Source organism: Streptomyces sp. NPDC001002, from assembly GCF_053599215.1.
Genome location: NZ_JBSFLV010000004.1, coordinates 15,383 through 36,071 on the forward strand (window position 1 = coordinate 15,383; position 20,689 = coordinate 36,071).

Consider the following 20,689-nt stretch of genomic DNA (forward strand, 5'->3'; position numbering starts at 1 on the left):
CGGAGAGACACAGACATGCTGCACTTCGCCTGGCGCATGGCCGCCCACCGCATCACCTCCCTGCTCGCCGTGGCGTGCGCGGTGCTGGGCGGAGCCGCCCTCATCACCACCACCGGCGTGCTGGCCGAGTCGGGACTCAGCTCCCAGCTCCCGCCGGGCCGGCTCGGCGGCGCGAACGTCGTCGTCGCCGCCGACCAGGAGTTCCACTCCGACGGCGAGATGCCCATCGCCCTGCCCGAACGCGCCACCGTCCCCGCCGAGTTGGTCGGCAAGCTGGCCGGACTCCCGGGCGTCACCGCGGCCGTCGGCGACATCGGCTTCCCCACCGGACTCCTCGACGCCCACGGCACGGTCGTACCCGTCAACGACGACCCCGCCTCCGCCGGCCACGGCTGGTCCTCCACGAAGCTGCTCTCCCAGCCCCGCATCGAGGGCCGCGCCCCGACCGGCTCGGACGAGATCGCGGTCGCCGCCGGAGCGGGCGTCCGGATCGGCGACCGTATCGACGTCGTCGCGGACGGCCGCGCCGCCACCCCCTACCGGGTCTCCGCGCTGGTCCGAGCGCCGGGCGCCGGCGTCTACTTCGCGGACGAGACCGCCGTACGACTGTCCGGCCGCGGGAGCGGAAACAGGAGCGGGAGCGGGAGACAGAACGCCACCGGTACGGCCGACTCCCGTGCCGGCACCGTCGATCTCATCGGCCTGCGCACCGCACCCGGTACCGAGAAGTGGGTCGTCTCGGCCGTCCGGAACCGTCTCGAAGGCACCGGACTCAAGGTCCTGACCGGCGCCGACCGCGGCGACGCGGTGGCCCCCGGCATCGGTTCCGCCCGTTCCCTCCTCATCCTCCTGTCGACGTCCCTCGGCGGCATCGTGCTGCTGATCACCGGCTTCGTCACGGCGGGCGCGCTGGGCGTCACGATCGCCGGACAGCGCCGCGACCTCGCGCTGATGCGAGCCGTCGGGGCAACTCCACGGCAGATCAGGCGACTTGCCGCGGCCCAGTCGTCGGTCGTGGCGGCGGTGGCGCTGGTGCCCGGGATCGGCCTCGGTTACGTACTCGCCGGGCAGTTCCGCACGCTGCTGACCGACCACGGGGTGCTGCCGCCCGAACTCCCGCTCACCGTCAGCCCGTTGCCCGCCCTCGCGACCCTCCTCCTCATGGGCGCGGCCGTGCAGCTCTCGGCCCGCTGCGCCGCCTGGCGCACCTCGCGGATGCCGGCCACCGAGGCCGTCGCCGAGTCGCGCGTCGAGCCCCGCAAGCCGTCGAAGGCCCGCACAAGCGGTGGACTGGTGCTGATCCTGGGCGCGTTCACCCTCTCGGTGACACCCCTGTTCGCCCGGACCGCGCTCGGCGCCTCGACGACCTCCATGGCGGGGATCCTGGCCGCGATCGGCCTGGCCCTGGCCGGTCCCGCCCTGGTCAAGGGCATGGGCAACGCGATGGCGCGACGGCTGCGGCCGAGGGTCGCGGCGCCGACCTGGCTGGCGGTGGCGAACGTACGCGGGTACGCGCAGCGGCTGTCCGGCGTGGTCAGCCCGCTGTCGATGGCGGTCGTGTTCGTGCTGACGTACGCCCTCGCGCAGACCACCGTCATGGCCGCCACCTCGGACGACACCCGTACGGGGACGCTGGCCCAGTTCCGGGTGAGCGCGCCCGGGCTCGGCGGGCTGCCGGCGGGGACCGCGGAGGCCGTGCGGAAGGTGCCGGGGGTGCGGGCGGCGGCGGCCGTCGGGTCGACCACCGTGGTGGTGCAGTACAAGGAGTTCGGGAGCGCGCCGACGACCGATGAGGCCTCCGCGCAGATCCTCTCCTCGGGTGCGGCGGGCGTGATCGACCTCGGGGTGAAGGAGGGCGATCCGAACGGGCTCACCGGCGCCACGGTCGCCATCAGCGACGAGGCCGCGCGCTCGTTCGGGGCCGGGGTGGGCGACCGGGTGCGGCTGGTGCTCGGGGACGGAACGCCGGTGCGGGCGAAGGTGGTTGCCGTCTACGACCGGGGGCTCGGGTTCGGCCCGGTGACGCTGTCCCGGGACCTCGTCGCCGGCCACACCTCCACGCACCTCGACCCGAGCGTCCTCGTCCGCACCGACGGCAGCGCGGCGACCGAACACCGGCTCGCCCAACTCGTCGCCGCCCAGCCTGGGTTGATGCTCGCGCCCACGGACGGGGTCGACACGGGCCAGGACACCCCGCCCCAGGTCTGGGTCAACCTGGCGGTGGTCGTCGTACTGCTCGGATATCTGTTGCTGAGCATCGCCAACAAGCTGGTCGCGGCGACTTCGCAGCGGCGCGGGGAGATCGGGGCGCTGCGGCTGGTCGGTACGACCCCGCGGCAGGTCCGCGCGATGATGCGCCGGGAGGCCGCGGTGATCGCCGTGACCGCGCTCGTCTCGGGGCTCGTGCTGTCCGCGGTGCCGCTCGCGCTGCTGGGGCAGGGGTTCCTCGGGCGTCCCTGGCCGGCCGGTCCGGTGTGGCTGCTGCCGGCGATCGCGGTGACGGTGGTCGTGACCGCGTTCGCGACGGTGGAGTTCCCGACCCGGCGGGCGCTGCGGACGCCGCCGGCGAGTGCGGTGAGGGCTGGTTAGGTCCGGTGATGGTAAAGAACCTTGACAGACAATTGGTCTAGTCCAACGATAGGCGCTGCCCGTTCAGGCCCACCTCCTCCTCAGGAGCGTCAATGAGAAGACAGCGTCCGCCACTTCGAGCCCGTCGAGTCCGTGCCCTTCTCGCTTGCACCGCCGTCACCGCCCTGTCCGCCGGGCTCGTCGCGCTCGGCGGCGGCGGGGCGAGCGCCGCCCAGCAGACCTCCGCGCACTCCGCACATCACGTGAAGCCGATGCCGGCGCATGTGGCGGCGCCGTACTTCGAGGCGTGGACCGGCGAGAGCCCCGCCGAGCTGGCCGCCGCGTCCGGCAACAAGTACCTGACGATGGCCTTCCTCCAGACCGACGCCCCGGGCTCGTGCACCGCCTACTGGAACGGCGACACCAAACTCCCGCTCACCAAGGCCTCGTTCGGCGCGGACATCGCGAAGATCCAGAGGCGCGGCGGCAACGTCATCCCGTCCTTCGGCGGCTACGCGGCCGACACGACGAACACCGAACTGGCCGACAGCTGCACGGACGTCGACGCCATCGCGAAGGTCTACGAGGGCCTCGTGACGACGTACGGGATCTCCCGCATCGACCTCGACATCGAAGCCGACTCGATCAACAACACGGCCGGCATCGACCGCCGCAACAAGGCGATCGCGAAGGTGCAGCGCTGGGCCGAACGCACGGGCCACCGCGTGCAGTTCTCGTACACCCTGCCGTCCTTCACCAACGGTCTGGCGCCGAGCGGCGTGGCCCTCCTGCAGAACGCCGTCGACAACGGCGCCCGCGTGGACGTCGTCAACATCATGACCTTCGACTACTGGGACGGCCTCGTGCACGACATGGCGGCCGACACGAAGACGGCGGCGGCCGGGCTGCACGCCCAACTCGCCGCCCTCTACCCGAAGAAGAGCTCGTCGAAGCTGTGGCACATGATCGGTGTCACGGAGATGCCTGGCATCGACGACTTCGGTCCCGAGGAGACCTTCACCACGCAGGACGCCGTCAAGGTCGAACGCTGGGCCGAGGCCAAGGGCATCAACACCCTCTCCTTCTGGGCCCTTCAGCGCGACAACGGCGGCTGCGTGGGCACGAAGGGCGCCAACTCCTGCTCCGGGATCGCCCAGGACCTCTACTACTTCAGCCACACCTTCGCGCGCTTCAACGACTGACCTCCAGTCGCCCCTGCCTCTCCTGTACGGCGGTGACCGCACGCACGACGAAGATCGCGGTCACCGCCGCGGCGACGACGGCGAGGTCGGAGGCGAGCAGCGGCCACACCTCGCTGTAGGCACGGCCGATGACCTCGTCGGTGGAGTCGGAGTACACGAGCCCCACGCCGCTGAACAGCCCGACGAGCCACAGCCCCCACCACACGTTCACGACCCGGGGCAGCCGTTCGCCGGGCGCGCTCTTCTGATGGACGTCGACGATCAGACCGCGGGGTATCCACAGGTTGCCGATGGGCACGATCCAGCCGACGTAGACCCAGAACCCTGAGTAGCGGGCCGGGGTGCCGCTCAGCAGGAGGGCGTTGTCCCGCACCCGGTTCAACCAGCTGAGGAAGGCGATCACACAGACGACGACCACGAACCCGCCGGCGGTCGACACCTGGTGGTACGAGTCCTCCAGCGAGGTCAACGGCCGGTGCACACCGCCGCCCTGGTCCGGCGGCCCGGAGGCGGGCTCCCCCGCGACCGCGAGCCTGATGTGCCACACGGCCCGAACGGCCCAGGCGACGCCCGCGAGGGCGAGGGCGACGGTGGTGCAGAGAGCGACTCCGCGGACGGGATGCAGTCGGGGATCGGCTGCGGGATTCGAGTGAGGGGATTCCTGGTGATCGTTCACCGGGTCATCTTTGCGGATGGCCCGACGGTCAGCGCACGGCGACCGCCTCGATCTCGATGAGGACGCCGGGCTTGGCGAGGCGCTCGACTCCGATCGCGGCGCTGGTGGGCTTGATGCCGTCGTCGTTGAGGCGGTCGACGACGTGGTCGAAGTGCTTGAAGAACAGGTCCTCGTCCGTCACCGAGTACCGCAGCTGGGTGATCTCGTTCGGCCTGTACCCGGCGTCCTTGACGTACTTCTCCACCTGGTCGAGGACCTTGTCGATCTGCTTCTCCATGTCCCACAGATAGACGTAGTTGCTGTTCGCGTCCTTCGCGGTCTGTCCCGCGACGAAGAGGATGCCGCGCGGGTCGACCACCTCGTGGGTCTGGTAGAGGGCCGTCTTGCCGTTGTACTTCCACGGCTCGCCCAACTTGTGCCGACCGGCCTGTTCCTCGGCCGTCACGGTGGACCGCGCCGGGGCCTCGGCGGAGACGCCGGTGGTCTTCGGCTGCGGGTCCTCGGCGGCGCCGGCCTGGACGCCCCACACGAGTCCGGCGGATGCCATCGCACTGGCGAGCGCGATGGTGACGGTCACTCTGCTGTTCTTCTTCACGTTCATGGCGAGGCCTCTCCGGCGGTAGGTTCGCTGGCGTTGCGTGCATACGACAGTGAAGTGGCCCGAAGGTCCGCCAGAGCCGCCGTCGCAGGCCAGGGCCGCGGATGTGCAGGATTCCGTCGACCTCGCGGCGCTGCGCATAGGAAATTCGTCACCGTGGGCACACTCCCCACGAGACGCACGGACACCGCACCACGGGGAGTCGGCACCATGGACGAGACGGACAAGCTGGTGGTCTCCGCGCTGCTGGCCAACGGGCGCGTCTCGTGGACGACGATCGCCGAGGTGCTGGACATCAGCGAGAGCACGATCCGCAGACGGGGCACTCGGCTGCTGGAGTCGGGGCTCCTCGCGGTCACGGTCCTGGAGAACCCCTATCGCGCCTGGGGCGGCTGGCCGCTCATCCTCGTCCTGCGCGCCCGTCCCGACCGGACCCTGCGCCTGGCCCACCAACTCGCCCGGATGTACCCGGTGAAGACGGTCTGGGTCCTCGACACCGGCGAGATCTTCGCCCTGGTCCACCCCCGCAGCCGCGAGGAGCGCAACGACCTGACACTGCGCCGCCAACCGATCATCAGCGACCTTCTGGACCTGCGGACCCTGCCCGTTCTGAGCGCGTGCGCCCTGGCCGGACCACCACACCCGCCCCTGCTCACCGGCGCCCAGACGGACCGGCTCCGCCACCCCTACTCCGGCCCGGGCCTCGCGCCCGGACCCGCCCTCGACCCCGACGAGCACCATCTCGTCGAGGCCCTCGCCGAAGACGGCCGGATGAGCTTCGCCCGGCTCGCCGCGCGCACGCACACCTCCGCCGCGACGGCCCAACGCAGGCTTCACCAGCTGAGGTTGTCCGGCGGCGCCGAGATCGCCACCGTCGTCGACCGCTGCCAGGTCGGCCTGGAGATCCAGGCCGTGTTCTTCCTCCAGATCGACCCGGCCTCACTGACCGACGCCATGAAGCAACTGACAGCCCGCACCCCCGTCCACCTGGCCGCCGCGGTGACCGGCCCCGACAACGTCATCGCCGCCGTGGCCGGCCCCGACATGGACGCCGTCCACCGACTCCTGGTCGACGAACTCCCCTACCTCCCCGGCTACCGCCACGCCCGAGTCCACCTCGTCACCACATTCATCAAGGAAAGCGGCATGACGTACAACACCGGCCACTGGCACGCTGTCGCACCGTGAACCAGCCCGGTTGACTGACAGACAGATTCAGTACCTTTGCCCTTCGTGAAGGCAGAGGGAGAACACCCGACAGTCCTGCGCCGAAGATCCTGGCCAGGATTCGCCTGGGTCACGCTGCCGCTCCTCGGCGTCGGCTTCGCGGCGGCGGTCATCAGGGTCACATCCACGCACGGCTTCCGACAGGGATGGCAGGGCATCCCTGTGTACCTCGCTCTCTGTGCCGTCCTGGGGCGGATCACGTCGTCCAAGGTCTGCCTTTTCGCGGACCGCCTTGTGATCGTCAACCCACTGCGCACCTACACGGTTCCCCGCGAACTCGTCGGCTCGGTGCTGGCCAACGACGGCGGAACCCTGATCGTCAGAACGACCGAGTCCCGGGAGATCGCTGTGTTCGGGTTCGGGGGCTCAGTTGTCGATCACTTCATCGGCACCACACGCGAGGCCGAGAAGCGAATGAACGACTGGATTCAGAAAACCGACCACCCAGACCGCGCACAAGGCCCGAAGTCACCGCAGTTCAGGGAAGCCTGGACCCGCTGCCCATGGCCGGACACGGCCGCATACCTCGCTCTCGCGTGCGTAGCGGCGGGGACCGTCGCCGGCCTGGCCACGTGAACGGCTTCGGACACAACAGGGGCGCCCCCTGTGAGGGACGCCCCTGCCTAACTGCAAGCTTTCTGACCTACGCGAACTGCCTCTCCTCGTATATCAGTTGGAGAAGTACAGGTACTTCCACCCCGTGTACGTCGTCGAGTTGACGCTGTCGCCCGAGGAGCCGTTGATGTACGCCGAGCGCATGCGGGCCTTGATGCCGGACTCGCCCGCCGCCTCCAGGGTCACCGCGGACTTGCCGTTGGTGCCGAGGTAGAAGTACTCGGAGCCGGCGTCGTACCAGGTGCCCTGGTAGTAGACCTCCAGGTCGAAGCGCTGCTGGCGGCCGGGGTAGTACGACATGGTCGTGGTGAGCACCGGGCTGGTGTTCTTGTGGAACCAGTAGTACGTGGTGGAGCCGATCTTGCCCGTCTTGTAGTGCTTGGCGACGGCGACCGAGACCTTGACCTTGGCGAAGGCGGTGACCTTGACCGTCTTCGGCGCGTAGCGGGCGTCGCCCTTGAAGACGGCGGTGACGTCGGTGTCACGGGTCATGTCGACCCACGCGGCGATGTCACCGTGGGAGTTGACCTTGCCGGACTTGATCAGCTTGTTGGGCTTGTCGGTGCCGAACGGGTTGGCCCAGATCTCGACCGAGCGGTTCTTGTACGTCGTACCGAGGTGCGCGGTGAACTTGACGTCCTTGCCGTACGAGTACAGCTTGCGGTTGTTGTTCAGGCTCAGCTTGGTCGAGGCGCGGGAGACGGTGACCGCGTCGGAGCCGGCGGCCGCCGCGTGGGTCTTGTCGCCCGCGAAGCTCACCTTGTAGGTGACCTTGCCGCCGGCCGGCGGGGTGTCCGTGAAGGAGAACGTGCCGTTCGCCTTCGTCTTGACGACCGGCAGCGCCTTGCCGTTCGGCGAGTCGATGTCGGTGCGGGTGACCTTGAGGCTCGTGCCCGCCGGGAGCAGCGTCTTGGACGCCAGCTTGCCGGTGACCGTGAGCTTCTTGGCGCGGTCCGACTTCGCGGGGGCCGCCACCGTGAGGGTCGGCAGCTCCTTGGTCGGGTCGGTCAGCGCGCGCAGCGTGTAGGCGCCGGAGTCGTTGACGGAGACGGCGAAGATGCGGCTGCTGTCCGGGGCCCAGGCCAGCGCGCCCTCCACGAGGGTGTCGGCGCCGCTGCTGTTGCCGGTGTTGGGGAAGTCGTACTGCCGCGTCGGCTTCTGCTCGCCCGGCTTGAAGATGTGCACGTCGGGCTCGTACCAGGAGGAGCTGCCGCCCGCGACGGAGCCGTCCGGCGCGACCCGTACGGCGTTCGGGTACGGCTCGGTCGGGTAGCTCGGCTGCCGGGCGAGGTCGGTGGTCGAGTAGGCGCCGACCCCGTAACCGCCGTCCTCGGCCCAGGAGGTGAGCAGCTGCTTGCCGTCGGGCGTGAGGTCGATCTGCCGCACGGAGGAACCCACGTAGGACTTGGTCCGCAGCGTGGCCCCGTCGCCCGTGACGTCGTACACCGCGACGTCACCCCCGTCGGACGCCGCCAGGACGCCCGGCACGGCCGGGTCGGCGGCCAGGACCGTCCCGGAGCCGCTGACACCGGCGTCACCGCGCTGGTCGAGGTGGACGACCGGCTCGGCGCCCGAGGTGTCGAGCGAACCGAAGTTGTTGTCGTAGGAGAACCAGATCCGGCCGTCCACGACCTCCAGGTCGCTCGGGGCGATCCCGTTGCCCAGCGGGTAGCTGAGGGTCGGCGTGGCGGTCTGCGTGTCCACGGTGACGATCCGGTCGCCGCCCTTGACCGCGCCGTACAGCAGGCCGGAGTCGGCGGACAGGGCCAGGCCGGTCACCCCGGTCATGCCGGTGAGCGTGGCCTTGACGGTGCCCGAGTAGTCGGTGATGAGGATCTTGCCGCTGGTCGGGTCGGAGACGTAGACCCGCTGGTGCAGGCCGTCCACGACGAGGTCGCCGACCGACTTCACCGGCAGGATCCTGGCGGAGTCGGCCGCCGCCGGTCCGGCCGTGCCCACGGCGAGCGCCGCCGAGCCGAAGAGGACCGCGAGCGCCGTCGCGGTCGAGATGCTGCGCGTGCGCACAGTACTGATACCCCCACGAAGAAAACCCGGTGTGTCACCGGGAGTTGAGAGCGCCGCGCAACGCCCGTACGTGCCCCCTGGTAGCTCCGTGAAGTGCGGTGACGCACGGGGCGCGGCTGCCTGAACGCAGCTTATGTCATGGCTGTGACAGTTGTGAAAGGGATTTGAAGGGCGTGATGATCACGCACAGTCGGCCGCACCGTCGCTCGCCGCCGGCCGGCACCGTCACGCGTCCTCGGCGCCGTCCCGCTGCAGCACCGTCACCCGGTGGTAGTTGCACCCGGTCATCGGGGCGGTCTCCGGAGCCGGCCCGTTCTGGTGGGCCTTGAGGGCCACGCTCACCAGGCTGAGCAGCAGATCGACGTCGCCGTCGCAGTCGAGGTGGATCGTGACCCAGCGGGAGCCGGGGACCATGCGGATCGCACTGGACTCGGCGAAGTCGTAGTGCAGCCGCTGGATCGCCGGGGAGGTGAGATGGAGGTCCACATCGCGGTCCGAGTGGAAGTGGACGATCTCGTCGCGGGTGGAGCGCAGCGCCCGGCCCGTGCCGCAGTTGGCCGGACACGGGCTGAGGTCGGGCCACTTCGCGAGCTGGTCCATGGCTTTCTGGGCCGGGGTCATGGCATCCATGGTGCGGTGCTCACCGCGCGGCCACCAGGGATTGAGGGATACGTAACCCGGGAGAGATGTTCCTCACGTCTCACGGAGCCCCTCCCTCCACATCAGCCCCACTGAAATGACATGAACCGTTCACACCTTCTCCATATCCGGCGGCATCGAGCGAAAGGAACCGGCCATTGACTCACTCCGCGCGGCGATCAATTCGTAGCCGTGTGGGGCGAATCGTTTCCTTTGGGGGCGCACGTGTTGTCCGCGCAGGAGGACTCCGGCAGACCGGAGTCCGAAAGACCCGTGCCCAGGCGGCCGTCGGCGGCCCGTGGCCTCGGTGACCGGGTCTTCCGGGTGCAGTTGACGGCCACCGGGGTCGTCGTCCTCGCCGTCATGGCGGCCGTCGGACTCTTTCTCCTGCTCAGGGCCTTCCAGACGCTCCGCGCCAGAGGTGTCTGGGCGTTCCTGACGACCGCCGAATGGCAGCCGGACGTCCACCGCTTCGGGATCGCGGCCGTGCTCACCGGCACGCTGCTGATCGCCGCCGTGGCGGTGACGATCTCCGTGCCGCTGGCCGTCGGGACCGCGCTGTTCATCTCGGACGTGGCCCCGCGCCCGCTGCGCCGCACGCTGGTGACGATGGTCGACCTGATGGCGGCCGTACCGTCGGTGGTGTACGGCCTGTGGGGCCTGTTCTTCCTGCAGGCGCACGTCATCGGGCTCTCCCGCTGGCTGTCGGACTGGTTCGGCTGGATCCCGTTCCTGAAGGTGGACGGCACCCAGCCGGGCGAGCCGCTGGCCTCCGACAGCGTCTACACCGCCTCCGCGTTCATCGCCGGGATCGTGGTCGCGCTGATGGTCGCGCCGATCCAGTGCTCGGTGATGCGCGAGGTGTTCGCACAGGCGCCGGCCGGTGAGCGGGAGGGCGCGTACGCGCTGGGCGCCACCCGCTGGGGGATGATCCGCGCGGTCGTCCTGCCCTACGGCAAGGGCGGGATCATCGGCGGGACGATGCTCGGGCTCGGCCGGGCGATGGGCGAGACGATCGCCGTCTACATGATCATCTCGCCGGTCTTCGTGATCCAGCCGCACATCTTGCAGACCGGCTCCAACTCGGTCTCCTCGCTCATCGCCCTGCACTACGGCGACGCCTCCACCTTCGGCATGTCGGCGCTGATGGCGGCGGGCCTGGCGCTGTTCCTGCTCACCCTGGCGGTCAACTTCACCGCCTCCTCCATCGTGGCCCGCTCCCGGTCCGGCGCGCAGAGCGAGGCATGAGATGACTGTCGTGAACGAGACCGCGACCGCGAGCGAGCCCGCGGTGGAGGTGGGGGCGTCGGCCGAGGACGCTCCGGCATCTCCCCCTTCTCCCCCGTCTCCCCCCGAACTGCCCGACCAGCCGCGCCGGATCGGCGGCCTGAGCCGGTCCGGGGTGCTGTCCCTGATGGGCGCGGCGGTGTCCGGGCTGTGCGTGGCGGTGCTGCTCTTCGGTGAACTCGCGCCGTTCTCAGGGGCGTTGGGCTTCTTCGTGACGGCGTACGCCGCCTTCCTGACGATCTACGCGGTGCTGACAGGGCTGGAGGAGAACCGGCAGGCGGTACGGGACCGGGTCATGACGGTGGTGCTGTGGACGGCGGCCGGGCTGCTGTTCTCGGCGCTGGCCATGGTCGTCGGCTTCACGGCGTGGCGCGGGCGGGAGGCGCTGCCGCACGGCAACTTCTTCACCCAGGACATGCAGGCGGCAGGACCGCTGGACCCGCTCACGCACGGCGGGGTCGCGCACGCGATGCTGGGCACGCTGGTGATGATCGCCATCGCGCTGACGATCACCGTGCCGTTGGGGCTGGCCTGTGCGGTCTACCTCAACCAACTCCCCGGCCGCTTCTCCCGGTTCGTCCGGACGATCGTCGAGGCGATGACCGCGCTGCCGTCGATCGTCGCCGGTCTGATGGTGTACGCGACCTGGATCCTCGGGCTCGGCATGCAGAAGTCGGGGCTCGCGGCCGGGTTCGCGATCAGCGTGATGATGCTGCCGATCGTGATCCGGGCGGCGGACGTGGTGCTGCGTCTGGTGCCGGGCACGTTGACGGAGGCGGCGGAGGCGCTGGGCGCTCCGCGCTGGCGGACGGTGTGGCACGTGGTCCTGCCGACGGCGCGATCCGGACTGGCGACGGCGGTGATCCTGGGCACGGCCCGGGGGATCGGCGAGACGTCCCCGGTCCTGCTCACCGCGGGCTTCACGGCGGCGCTGAACGCGAACCCGACCAGCGGCCCGATGATCTCCCTCCCCCTCGCCGTCTTCAACTTCGTGCGCTCCCCCGAGCCCGCGATGATCGCCCGCGGCTTCGGAGCGGCGGCGGTCCTGATGGCCCTGGTCCTGGTCCTCTTCGTCATCGCCCGAGTGATAGGCGGCCGCGGCCCGGGCCACGAGACCCGCCGTCAGGCGAAGAGAACGGCGCGGGCGTCCCGCCGGGATGTCGACCGCTTCGCAGAACTCCACGCCCCGGGCCTGGACCTGTTCGACACCGGCCCCTCCGACAACACCGGCGAGCCCGGTTTGCCCAGGGGCGCGGGGAACTGCGCGACCAGCCACGACGTGCCTGCGGCGGCTGACGCACAGGCCCCGGAGTTGCCCAACCCCGGTGCCTCCGGCAACACCGGCGATCCCAGCCCACCCAGGGGCGCGGGGAACTGCGCGACCAGCCACGACGCACCCGCACCCGACGACGAACCGACAGCACCCACAGACCCTGAAGAGCGCCCCACCCCCGGAGAGACGGACTGATGCTCAGCCACCTCACGTCCCCGCTAAGACGGCTGGGCATAATCACCGCCCTCCTCGGCATCCTCACCGCCCTCACTCCGGCGGAGAACGCCGCGGCCGCCTCCTACACCCCCATCGCCGGCGCCGGCTCCACCTGGGCGGAGAACGCGGTCGACGAATGGCGCCGCGCCGTCAACCAGTACGGCATGCGCATCTCGTACGCCGGCACCGGAAGCTCCGACGGCCGCCGCCAGTTCCTCTCCGGCACCGTCGACTTCGCGGTCTCGGACATCCCCTTCCAGACCAACCCCACCGACGGCAGCGCGGCGGAGCGCCCGGCCGGCGGCAGCTACGCCTACATGCCGATCGTGGCCGGCGGCACCGTCTTCATGTACCACCTCACCGTCGGCGGCAAGCGCGTCACCAACCTCCGCCTCTCCGGCGACGTGGTGACGAAGATCTTCACGGGCGCCGTCAAGACCTGGGACGACCCGGTCATCAAGGCCGACAACCCCGGCCTCCAGCTCCCGCACCGCACCATCGTCCCCGTCGTCCGCTCCGACGGCTCCGGCTCCACCGCCCAGTTCACGATGTGGATGGCGAACCAGCACAAGTCGCTGTGGCAGGCGTACTGCGCCCGGGTCGGCCGCTCCGGGGCCTGCGGACAGACCTCGTACTACCCGACCGTCTCCGGCATGATCGCCCAGTCCGGCGACCTCGGCGTGGCCGGGTACATCGCCCAGAACTACGGCGAGGGCGCGATCGGTTACGTCAACTACTCCTACGCCCTCAACGCCCACTATCCGGTCGCCAAGGTCCTCAACCATGCCGGCTACTACACCGAGCCGACCCCGAAGAACGTCGCCGTCTCGCTCCTCAAGGCGAAGATCAACACCGACAAGCACTCCGCGGACTACCTGACCCAGCAGCTCAACGGCGTCTACAACGACACGGACCGGCGCAACTACCCGCTGTCCAGCTACTCGTACATGATTCTGCCGCTGAAGGTGCAGGGCACCTTCACCAAGGCCAAGGGCAAGACGCTCGGCGCGTTCTCCTACTACTTCATGTGCCAGGGCCAGCAACAGGCCCCGGATCTCGGCTACTCACCACTCCCGATCAACCTCGTGCAGGCCGGCTTCGACCAGATCCGCCGGATCCCGGGTGTGCAGACGCAGAACATCAACATCAAGAACTGCAACAACCCGACCTTCACCGCCAGCGGCCGCAACAGGCTCGCGGAGACGGCCCCTTACCCGGCCGCCTGCGACAAGAAGGGCGCCGCGCCCTGCGGTTCGGGCAGCGGCGGTGCCAAGTCGGGCAGCGGGGGCGGGAGTTCCAGCGGCGGCTCCTCGGGCGGGTCGACCGGCGGGACCACCACCGGCACGGGCGGCAACGGCTCCACGGCCGCCGGAGGCACGGGCACCGGGGGCGGGCAGCCCTCCGTCGATCCGGACACCGGCCAGACGATCGCCCCCGACGGCACCGGCAGCGGCGGCACGGCGGCCGGCGCCACCGGCACGGTCGCCCTCGCCCAGCCCGTCTCGGTGGCCGGCCGCAGCGGCTGGACCGGCACCCAGACGCTGATGCTGCTGGCCGTGGTGCTGATCCTCGGCCTGCTGCTGCTGCCGTCGGTCGTCTCCCGCCTGGTCGCCAAGGGCCGTTCCTCCGACGGGGGTTCACGATGAAGCGCACGGCACACGCGCACGGCGCGACCCGCGTACCTCGCGCACACCGCGTACGACGGCTGCTGGTGCGTCTGGTCGCCGGGGCGGCGGTCGGCGCGCTCGCCGGACTCGCCCTGGCCCAGGCCGCGCCGCCCGCGACCGCCGCGCAGTCGGGCGCCGGGTCCGCCGTCACCGTCGCGGGCCGCGGCGAGTTCAAGGACATGAAGTTCACCGTCGGCCAGACCACCCACCTCACCAGCCAGGCGATCACGGTCTCCTGGACCGGCGGCACCCCGACCACCTTCGCGGGCACCCTCTTCAACACCGACTTCGTGCAGATCATGCAGTGCTGGGGCGACGCCGACGGCACGGTCGCCGCCAACCCCGGCCCCTCGCGCACCCAGTGCCAGTACGGCGGCTCCCCGACCACCGACCGGGGCACCTGGCCGGGCAACGACTACGACGACACCCGCAAGGTCTTCTACAGCGCCGACCCCACCAACTACGGCCAGGACGACCGCTACGGAGCGGCCAACGCCAATGTGCCGGGCGAGGTCCCCTTCAAGCCGGTGAGCGGCGAGATCGTCACCACCAACACGCAGAACAACCCCTACTTCAACCGCAACACCACCAACGAGGTCGACTTCGCCCGCACCGGCGCCGACGGCACCGGCACCGCCAACTTCGAGGTGCAGACCGCCAACGAGGCCCCGCACCTCGGCTGCGGCTCCCCGGTGACGAAGAACGGCGTCACCAAGCCCCGCTCCTGCTGGCTGGTGATCGTCCCGCAGGGCCACCTCGACCTCGACGGCAAGCCCTACGCCGACCAGAGCCAGGTCAACGCGGGCTCCCCGGTCTCCTCCACCAACTGGAAGAACCGCGTGGCGATCCCGCTCGGCTTCAACGCCGTCGGCACCGACTGCGCCCTCGGCGCGGACGAGATCCCCACCACCGGCAGCGAGTTGGCGGCCGACGCGATGACCAGCTGGCAGACCGCCCTGTGCCCGACCGGGAAGGTGTACGGCTACACCGAGCTCGGCGAGCCGGACGCCCGCGCCCGGCTGAGCAACGACGGCTCCTCCGGACTGGCCTTCACCACACGGGCGTTGGGCACCGACCCGGGCACGACCGCGCCGGACGACCCCGCCGTGTACGCGCCCACCGCGCTCTCCGGCACCGTCATCGGCTTCACCATCGAGCGCAGACCCAAGGCCGACGCCTCCGAGGCGACGAGGAAACTCGCCGGAAGCATCGTACGGTCGATCGACCTCAATCCCCGGCTGGTCGCCAAGCTGCTCACCGAGTCCTACCGCAACTCCCCCTGGGGCGCGATCAGCGGCAGCACGGTCGCGAACGGCTACGGCTGGGCGAAGAACAACCCGGCCGGTCTGGCGAGCGACCCCGAATTCATCGCGCTCAACCCGGAGTTCGCGGAACTCTCGGTCGCCGAGACCCCCGCCACCGACACCGACCTGCTCACCTCGCTCGGCCACTCCGACTCGGCCCGCGCGGTGTGGCAGTGGGTCACCGCCGACCAGGACGCGCGCCGCTTCCTCGCCGGGGTGTCCGACGACTGGGGGATGCGGGTCAACCCGTACTTCTCCACCAACCCGGACGTGAACCCGACCGACTTCACCTTCGACCCGGCCGACACGGACACCTACCCGAAGAGCGACCCCTGGTGCACGGTCCCGCCCGGCACCGGCGCGACCGACAAGCAGTGCATGATCGACTTCCATCCGTACGTGTCCGACATGCACTCCGGCGCGCTGCACACCCTGCGGGTCGACGGCCTGTGGAAGGCGACCTGGGACCCGCTGGCCAGCCCGCCGGCGTACAAGAGCCCCGGCCCGCAGACGGTCGGCTCCCGGTTCATGATCACGGTGACGGACGCGGTCTCCGCCGCGCGCTACGGGCTCGGTACCGCCCGGCTGTTGAACACCGCCGGCAAGTACGTCGCCCCCACCGACGCCTCCCTGACGGCCGCCGCCACGAGCGCCTCCGGCGCGGGGGCCGCCGAGGTCAGTCCGGCCAAGGCCACCGCGAAGGGGGCGTACCCGCTCGCGCAGATCGTGTACGCGGCGGCGCGTCCTGCGGAGCTCTCGGCCAAGGTGCGTGCGGAGTACGCCGGGCTGCTCCGGTATGCCGCCGGCAAGGGGCAGGTCACCGGGGCGGACCCGGGGCGGTTGCCGGTGGGGTACGCACCGCTCTCCGAGAAGCTGCGCACCCGCACGCTGGCCGCCGCGGACGCGCTCCAGCGGTACAAGGGCGGTTCCACGGGCGGGGGTTCGGGGTCGTCGGGCGGCTCGACCGGGGGTGGCTCGGGGACGGACGGTTCGTCGGCCGGTGCCGGGTCCTCCGGGGGCGGTGACGTGTCGGGCGGCTCGACCGGCGGTGGTGCCAGTGCCACGCCCAGCGGTGGGCCCTCGTACGACGGTGGCAAGGCCGTACAGACCACGGCCACGGGTGACACTCCGGCCGATCCGGCGAATCCGCTGCGGTATGCCGTGCCGGCGGGCGCGGCGTTGGGGGCGGTTGCCGGTGCGGGGGCGCCCTTTGCCGGCGGGCGTCAGTTGTCGATCACCAGCACGATTGCGGCACTACGTCGTCTGCGGGTCCGTCGTGGCTGGTCGCGCCCACGCGGCGGAGCCGCAAATTAGCACAGCCCCGCGCCCCTGACGGGGCGCCCCACCTAGGGGCGTAAAGAGTGCCCCGGAGCCACATGGCTCCCCATGAGCGGCCGTCCGCCCCGAAAGGCAGTCGGGGCGGGCGGCTCGTACCACCCTGCCAGATCCACTCCTTCGCACAGTCACGGAGACTCTCCATGCGCACTACGCGCTACACGGCGACGCTGGTCGCCGCCGCCGTGGTGGCCGGCGGCCTGGCTCTGTCGAGCCCGGCGTACGCCGACCCGACCCCCGCCGGCACCTTCCGCCAGCTCGTCGGCGTGGGTTCCGACACCACCCAGGACGTGCTCAACGCGCTGGCCGGCGACACCGTCAACGGCAAGAGCTACAGCACGACCGCCGTGAAGTCGGCGTCCGGGGCGGGTGTCGCCTCGTACGACGCGATCGGCTCGGCCACCGTCCAGACCCGTACGGGCGGTCCGTCCTTCACCCGCCCCAACGGCTCGGGGCCCGGCCGCACCGCGCTCAGCATGTCGCTGACCGGCGACAAGTTCCCCAACGGCAACGGCGTCGCCATCCCCGGGCAGGTCGACTTCGCCCGCTCCTCCGGCGGTCCGAGCGCCTCCGGCACCGCCCTGACCTACATCCCGTTCGCGCGGGACGCGGTCGGTCTCGCGGTGCGCGGCTCGGGCCTCGACACGCTGACGGTCGACCAGCTGCACGAGCTCTACAAGGCAGGCAGCGATCACAAGCTCAACGGCGTGACCGTGCACCCGGTGCTGCCGCAGAGCGGCTCCGGCACCCGTAAGTTCTTCCTCGGCGCGATCGGCCTGGGCGAGGACACGATCGACACCAGCCTGCCGACCGTCCAGGAGAACCAGGCGAACGCCGCCCTCACCCAGGACGGCGCGCTCGTCCCGTTCTCCGTGGGCAGCTGGATCGCCCAGAACAACGGCATCGCGCCCGACTACAGCAGCACCGCGGTCGCCGCCGGCGGCCACCTGGCGAGCATCAAGCTGCCCACCGACACGGGCGGCGTCACCAGCCCGGTCACCACGGTGGACGGCAAGCTCGCGCCGGTCCCCCACTACTACGAGAACTCCACCTTCGGCCGCGACGTCTACAACGTCGTCCCGACCCGGGCCGTCGACCCGACCAGCGTCTTCTTCGACAAGGACCTCTACGACGTCTTCGTCACCAGCGGCACCCACGAGGCCGCCCTGGCCTCCGACAGCTCCGAGCAGGTCATCTCGGACTTCGGCTTCCTGAACGAGTCGTACAACGGCTCGGTCAACCTCACCAAGCACGCCAAGCAGGGCGGCCTGGAGATCAGCGGCCTGACCGCCGGGGTGCCGGACGCGCCCAAGCTCACCACCACCCCGGGCGACAAGAGCGTCAAGCTGAGCTGGACCGCGCCCGCGTCCAACGGCCAGCCCGTCACCGACTACCGCGTCACGCTGACCGGTTCGGACGGCGCCGTCGTCGCCACCAAGGACCTGCCGGCGACCACGAAGACGTACACCTTCTCGGGTCTGGCGCTGGGCAAGTACACCGCCTCCGTCGGCGCCGCGAACATCATCGGCACCGGCAAGGCGGCCACCTGGACCGGCTCGGTCAAGTACAAGAGCACCACGACCGCGTCCGTCGGCACGACCGCGTACGGCAAGGCCCCGAAGGTCGCCGTCACCGTCGCCGGCAGCCACGGTGTCGCCGCGACCGGCAAGGTCACCGTGAAGGAGGGCTCCACCGTCCTCGGCACGGCCACCCTGAACAGCGCCGGCAAGGCCACCGTCGCCCTGTCCAGCCACCTCAAGGTCGCCACGCACAGCCTGACCGTGTCCTACCCGGGCACCAGCAAGCTCAACGCCTCCTCGGCGGCCCTCTCCCTGAAGGTCACCAAGGCGTCCGCGGCGGTCAGTACCAGCGCGCCGGCCTCCATCGGCCACACCGCCCGCGCCAAGGTCTCCGTCAAGGTGACCGCGACCGGCACCACCCCGGGCGGCACGGTCAAGGTCTACGACGGCACCAAGCTGCTCGCCACCGGAACCCTGAGCGGCGGCAAGGTCACCGTGACGCTGCCCAAGCTCGCCAAGGGCAAGCACACTCTGCACGCCGTGTACTCGGGCTCGTCGACGGTGAACGCCAAGACCGGCGCGAACTTCTCCATCAAGTCCACCTGATCTCTCTCCCTGATCCCTCTTCCTGACCCCACTTCCTGATCTCCCTTCTCCGGCGGGCTGCCGGGGACCCGTTCCCCGGCAGCCCCTTGGATCCGAGACCGAAGATCCGACACCGACCCATCGAAGGAGGCGGGCCTCGCCGTGACGGTCGCCGTACCTCTCACGCTCACGCGCGCCCGGAGCGTCACCGTCGTCCGCCATCTCGCCCGGGGCGGCCTGCTGAGCCTCGCCGCCCTGCTGCTCGGCATCACCGCACAGCTGCTGCTGGTCAGCGGGATCCAGGAACACTCCGCCCAGCACGCCGCGTTCGACGAACTGCGCGACCGACTCGCCCTGGGCACCGCCCCGGTGGCCCAGACCGACCAGGAGGGCCGGCTGCTCGCGCCCGGCACCCCGGTCGCCCTGCTCGCCGTCCCCGCGCTGGGCACGAGCCAGGTCGTCCTGGAGGGCACCGACTCCGCCGTGCTGACCGACGGGCCCGGCCACCGCCGGGACACCCCCATGCCGGGCCAGGCCGGCACCAGCGTCCTGATGGGCCGCGCCGCGGCCTACGGCGGCCCCTTCGGGCGGCTCGGCTCGCTCGCCGCGGGGGACCGGTTCACCGTGACCACTGGGCAGGGCAAGGCGACGTACCAGGTCAGCGGCGTACGCCGGGCCGGTGATCCGGCGCCCGCCCCCGTGGCCGCCGGCAAGGGCCGGCTGGTCCTGGTCACCGCCACCGGTCCGCGCTTCGCGCCGGGCGGCGTCCTGCGGGTCGACGCCGACCTGGTCTCGCCGGCCTTCCAGACCCCCTCCGCGGTCATCCGCTCCGGCACTCTGCCGGCCGCCGAGGAACCCCTCGCCCACCCGTCCGGGGTGCCCTGGCCGCTGGTGATGTGGCTGCAGGCGCTGCTGCTCACGGCGGTCGCCGCCGTCTGGGCCTGGCACCGCTGGGGCCGTCACCAGACCTGGATCGTCTTCGCTCCCGTCGTCGCGGTCCTGGGCCTCCAGGTCGCCACCCGCACCACCGAACTGCTGCCGAATCTGCTGTGAACCGAGGTAACAGAACGTGACCGACACCGCCGAACTCCCCGCCCTGCCGGGCCTTCCCGGCCCCGCGGCCGCCGTCGAGGCCGCCGCCCCCGCCACCCTGGAGGCCCGCGCGGTCTCCGCCTGGTTCGGCACCCACCAGGTGCTCAGCCGGGTCTCGCTGACCATGCCCGCGGGCCGGGTCACCGCCCTCATCGGCCCGTCGGGCTGCGGCAAGTCGACGTTCCTGCGCACCCTCAACCGCATGCACGAGCTGATCCCGGCCGCGCAGTTCGCGGGCGAGGTGCTCTTCGAGGGCGAGGACGTCTACGACCCCTCGTGGCGGCTGACCGACGCCCGCCGCAGGATCGGCATGGTCTTTCAGAAGCCGAACCCGTTCCCCGCGATGTCGATCTACGACAACGTGGTGGCCGGGCTGCGCCTGACCGGTGTGCGCGTGAGCCGCCGTACCCGCGACGAGCTGGTCGAGGAGTCGCTGACCCGGGCCGGCCTGTGGAAGGAGGTCCGCGACCGGCTGCGCAAGCCCGGCGGCGCGCTCTCCGGCGGCCAGCAGCAGCGCCTGTGCATCGCCCGGGCGCTCGCGGTACGGCCCCGGGTACTGCTGATGGACGAGCCGTGCTCGGCGCTCGACCCGACGTCCACCCGACGGGTCGAGGAGACCATCCAGGAGCTGGCCGGTGAGGTCACGGTCGTGATCGTCACCCACAACATGCAGCAGGCCGCCCGCGTCTCCCAGCAGTGCGCCTTCTTCCTCGCCGAGCAGGGCACACCCGGCGGCATCGTCGAGGCGGGCCCCACGGACGACATCTTCGGCACCCCGAAGGACCGCCGGACGGCCGACTACGTGGCGGGCCGCTTCGGCTGACACCCGTTTTGGGCCATTCGGGTGGATAATCGATGGT

The 20,689-nt window shown here is 70.8% G+C and carries 15 protein-coding genes; 11 read left to right on the forward strand and 4 right to left on the reverse strand.

Annotated features, from left to right (window positions below; genetic code table 11):
• Nucleotides 1–15 precede the first annotated feature (15 nt).
• On the forward strand, nucleotides 16–2,589 hold the full coding sequence (locus tag ACWDR3_RS03300; protein WP_450350393.1) for an FtsX-like permease family protein: 2,574 nt from the start codon (nucleotides 16–18) through the stop codon (nucleotides 2,587–2,589).
• Between the two features lie 92 nt (nucleotides 2,590–2,681).
• Nucleotides 2,682–3,770 carry a chitinase gene (locus ACWDR3_RS03305; RefSeq protein WP_450350395.1) on the forward strand — a complete coding sequence of 363 codons (1,089 nt, stop codon included), beginning with the start codon at nucleotides 2,682–2,684 and terminating at the stop codon, nucleotides 3,768–3,770.
• On the opposite strand, the gene ACWDR3_RS03310 is transcribed toward ACWDR3_RS03305, so the two are convergent.
• Both ACWDR3_RS03310 and ACWDR3_RS03315 read right to left on the reverse strand, forming a co-directional pair.
• A complete protein-coding gene (locus tag ACWDR3_RS03310) occupies nucleotides 3,760–4,446 on the reverse strand; it encodes a DUF4328 domain-containing protein (RefSeq protein ID WP_450350397.1) in 687 nt (228 codons plus the stop codon). The genes ACWDR3_RS03305 and ACWDR3_RS03310 overlap by 11 nt on opposite strands.
• A gap of 28 nt (nucleotides 4,447–4,474) precedes the next feature.
• Nucleotides 4,475–5,047 carry a RidA family protein gene (locus ACWDR3_RS03315; protein WP_450350399.1) on the reverse strand — a complete coding sequence of 191 codons (573 nt, stop codon included), beginning with the start codon at nucleotides 5,045–5,047 and terminating at the stop codon, nucleotides 4,475–4,477.
• A gap of 207 nt (nucleotides 5,048–5,254) precedes the next feature.
• Between ACWDR3_RS03315 and ACWDR3_RS03320 the strand changes: the two genes are divergently transcribed.
• Both ACWDR3_RS03320 and ACWDR3_RS03325 read left to right on the forward strand, forming a co-directional pair.
• Nucleotides 5,255–6,232: an Lrp/AsnC family transcriptional regulator gene (locus ACWDR3_RS03320; RefSeq protein ID WP_450350401.1), complete on the forward strand. Its 978-nt coding sequence runs from the start codon at nucleotides 5,255–5,257 to the stop codon at nucleotides 6,230–6,232.
• A 36-nt stretch (nucleotides 6,233–6,268) separates the two neighbouring features.
• Complete coding sequence (locus tag ACWDR3_RS03325; RefSeq protein ID WP_450350403.1) at nucleotides 6,269–6,847, forward strand: hypothetical protein; 579 nt, start codon at nucleotides 6,269–6,271, stop codon at nucleotides 6,845–6,847.
• Between the two features lie 93 nt (nucleotides 6,848–6,940).
• Here ACWDR3_RS03325 and ACWDR3_RS03330 read toward each other — a convergent pair whose 3' ends face one another.
• Together ACWDR3_RS03330 and ACWDR3_RS03335 are read right to left on the reverse strand one after the other, a co-directional pair.
• Complete coding sequence (locus ACWDR3_RS03330; RefSeq protein WP_450350405.1) at nucleotides 6,941–8,911, reverse strand: YncE family protein; 1,971 nt, start codon at nucleotides 8,909–8,911, stop codon at nucleotides 6,941–6,943.
• Between the two features lie 225 nt (nucleotides 8,912–9,136).
• Nucleotides 9,137–9,532, reverse strand: a complete 396-nt coding sequence (locus ACWDR3_RS03335; RefSeq protein WP_450350407.1) for a luciferase domain-containing protein — start codon at nucleotides 9,530–9,532, stop codon at nucleotides 9,137–9,139.
• A 291-nt stretch (nucleotides 9,533–9,823) separates the two neighbouring features.
• Between ACWDR3_RS03335 and pstC the strand changes: the two genes are divergently transcribed.
• The 7 genes from pstC (at nucleotide 9,824) to pstB (ending at nucleotide 20,652) form a co-directional block, all read left to right on the forward strand.
• Complete coding sequence (gene pstC, locus ACWDR3_RS03340; RefSeq protein ID WP_450350409.1) at nucleotides 9,824–10,798, forward strand: phosphate ABC transporter permease subunit PstC; 975 nt, start codon at nucleotides 9,824–9,826, stop codon at nucleotides 10,796–10,798.
• A 1-nt stretch (nucleotide 10,799) separates the two neighbouring features.
• Entirely contained in the window at nucleotides 10,800–12,305 is a 1,506-nt protein-coding gene (gene pstA, locus ACWDR3_RS03345) for a phosphate ABC transporter permease PstA (RefSeq protein ID WP_450350411.1), read from the forward strand.
• Entirely contained in the window at nucleotides 12,305–13,972 is a 1,668-nt protein-coding gene (locus ACWDR3_RS03350; protein WP_450350413.1) for a phosphate ABC transporter substrate-binding protein PstS, read from the forward strand. The genes pstA and ACWDR3_RS03350 overlap by 1 nt, the downstream gene beginning before the upstream one ends.
• Nucleotides 13,969–16,611 (forward strand): hypothetical protein, encoded by a 2,643-nt coding sequence (locus ACWDR3_RS03355; RefSeq protein WP_450350415.1) that lies wholly within the window; start codon nucleotides 13,969–13,971, stop codon nucleotides 16,609–16,611. The genes ACWDR3_RS03350 and ACWDR3_RS03355 overlap by 4 nt, the downstream gene beginning before the upstream one ends.
• Nucleotides 16,612–16,775: 164 nt before the next feature.
• The gene (locus ACWDR3_RS03360; protein WP_450350417.1) at nucleotides 16,776–18,758 is read left to right on the forward strand and encodes an Ig-like domain repeat protein; all 1,983 of its coding nucleotides are present in this window, start codon (nucleotides 16,776–16,778) and stop codon (nucleotides 18,756–18,758) included.
• 141 nt (nucleotides 18,759–18,899) lie between these two features.
• Nucleotides 18,900–19,790 carry a sortase gene (locus tag ACWDR3_RS03365; RefSeq protein ID WP_450350419.1) on the forward strand — a complete coding sequence of 297 codons (891 nt, stop codon included), beginning with the start codon at nucleotides 18,900–18,902 and terminating at the stop codon, nucleotides 19,788–19,790.
• A 97-nt stretch (nucleotides 19,791–19,887) separates the two neighbouring features.
• The gene (pstB, locus tag ACWDR3_RS03370; RefSeq protein WP_450350587.1) at nucleotides 19,888–20,652 is read left to right on the forward strand and encodes a phosphate ABC transporter ATP-binding protein PstB; all 765 of its coding nucleotides are present in this window, start codon (nucleotides 19,888–19,890) and stop codon (nucleotides 20,650–20,652) included.
• Nucleotides 20,653–20,689: the final 37 nt, after the last annotated feature.

What these genes read in the sequence shown, in the direction of transcription:
- ACWDR3_RS03305 (WP_450350395.1), top strand. Translation starts at nt 2,682, where the DNA reads ATGAGAAGACAGCGTCCGCCACTTCGAGCCCGTCGAGTCCGTGCCCTT.
- ACWDR3_RS03355 (WP_450350415.1), top strand. Translation starts at nt 13,969, where the DNA reads ATGAAGCGCACGGCACACGCGCACGGCGCGACCCGCGTACCTCGCGCA.
- pstA (WP_450350411.1), top strand. Translation starts at nt 10,800, where the DNA reads ATGACTGTCGTGAACGAGACCGCGACCGCGAGCGAGCCCGCGGTGGAG.
- ACWDR3_RS03335 (WP_450350407.1), bottom strand. Translation starts at nt 9,532, where the DNA reads ATGACCCCGGCCCAGAAAGCCATGGACCAGCTCGCGAAGTGGCCCGAC.
- ACWDR3_RS03360 (WP_450350417.1), top strand. Translation starts at nt 16,776, where the DNA reads ATGCGCACTACGCGCTACACGGCGACGCTGGTCGCCGCCGCCGTGGTG.
- ACWDR3_RS03300 (WP_450350393.1), top strand. Translation starts at nt 16, where the DNA reads ATGCTGCACTTCGCCTGGCGCATGGCCGCCCACCGCATCACCTCCCTG.
- ACWDR3_RS03315 (WP_450350399.1), bottom strand. Translation starts at nt 5,047, where the DNA reads ATGAACGTGAAGAAGAACAGCAGAGTGACCGTCACCATCGCGCTCGCC.
- ACWDR3_RS03320 (WP_450350401.1), top strand. Translation starts at nt 5,255, where the DNA reads ATGGACGAGACGGACAAGCTGGTGGTCTCCGCGCTGCTGGCCAACGGG.
- ACWDR3_RS03350 (WP_450350413.1), top strand. Translation starts at nt 12,305, where the DNA reads ATGCTCAGCCACCTCACGTCCCCGCTAAGACGGCTGGGCATAATCACC.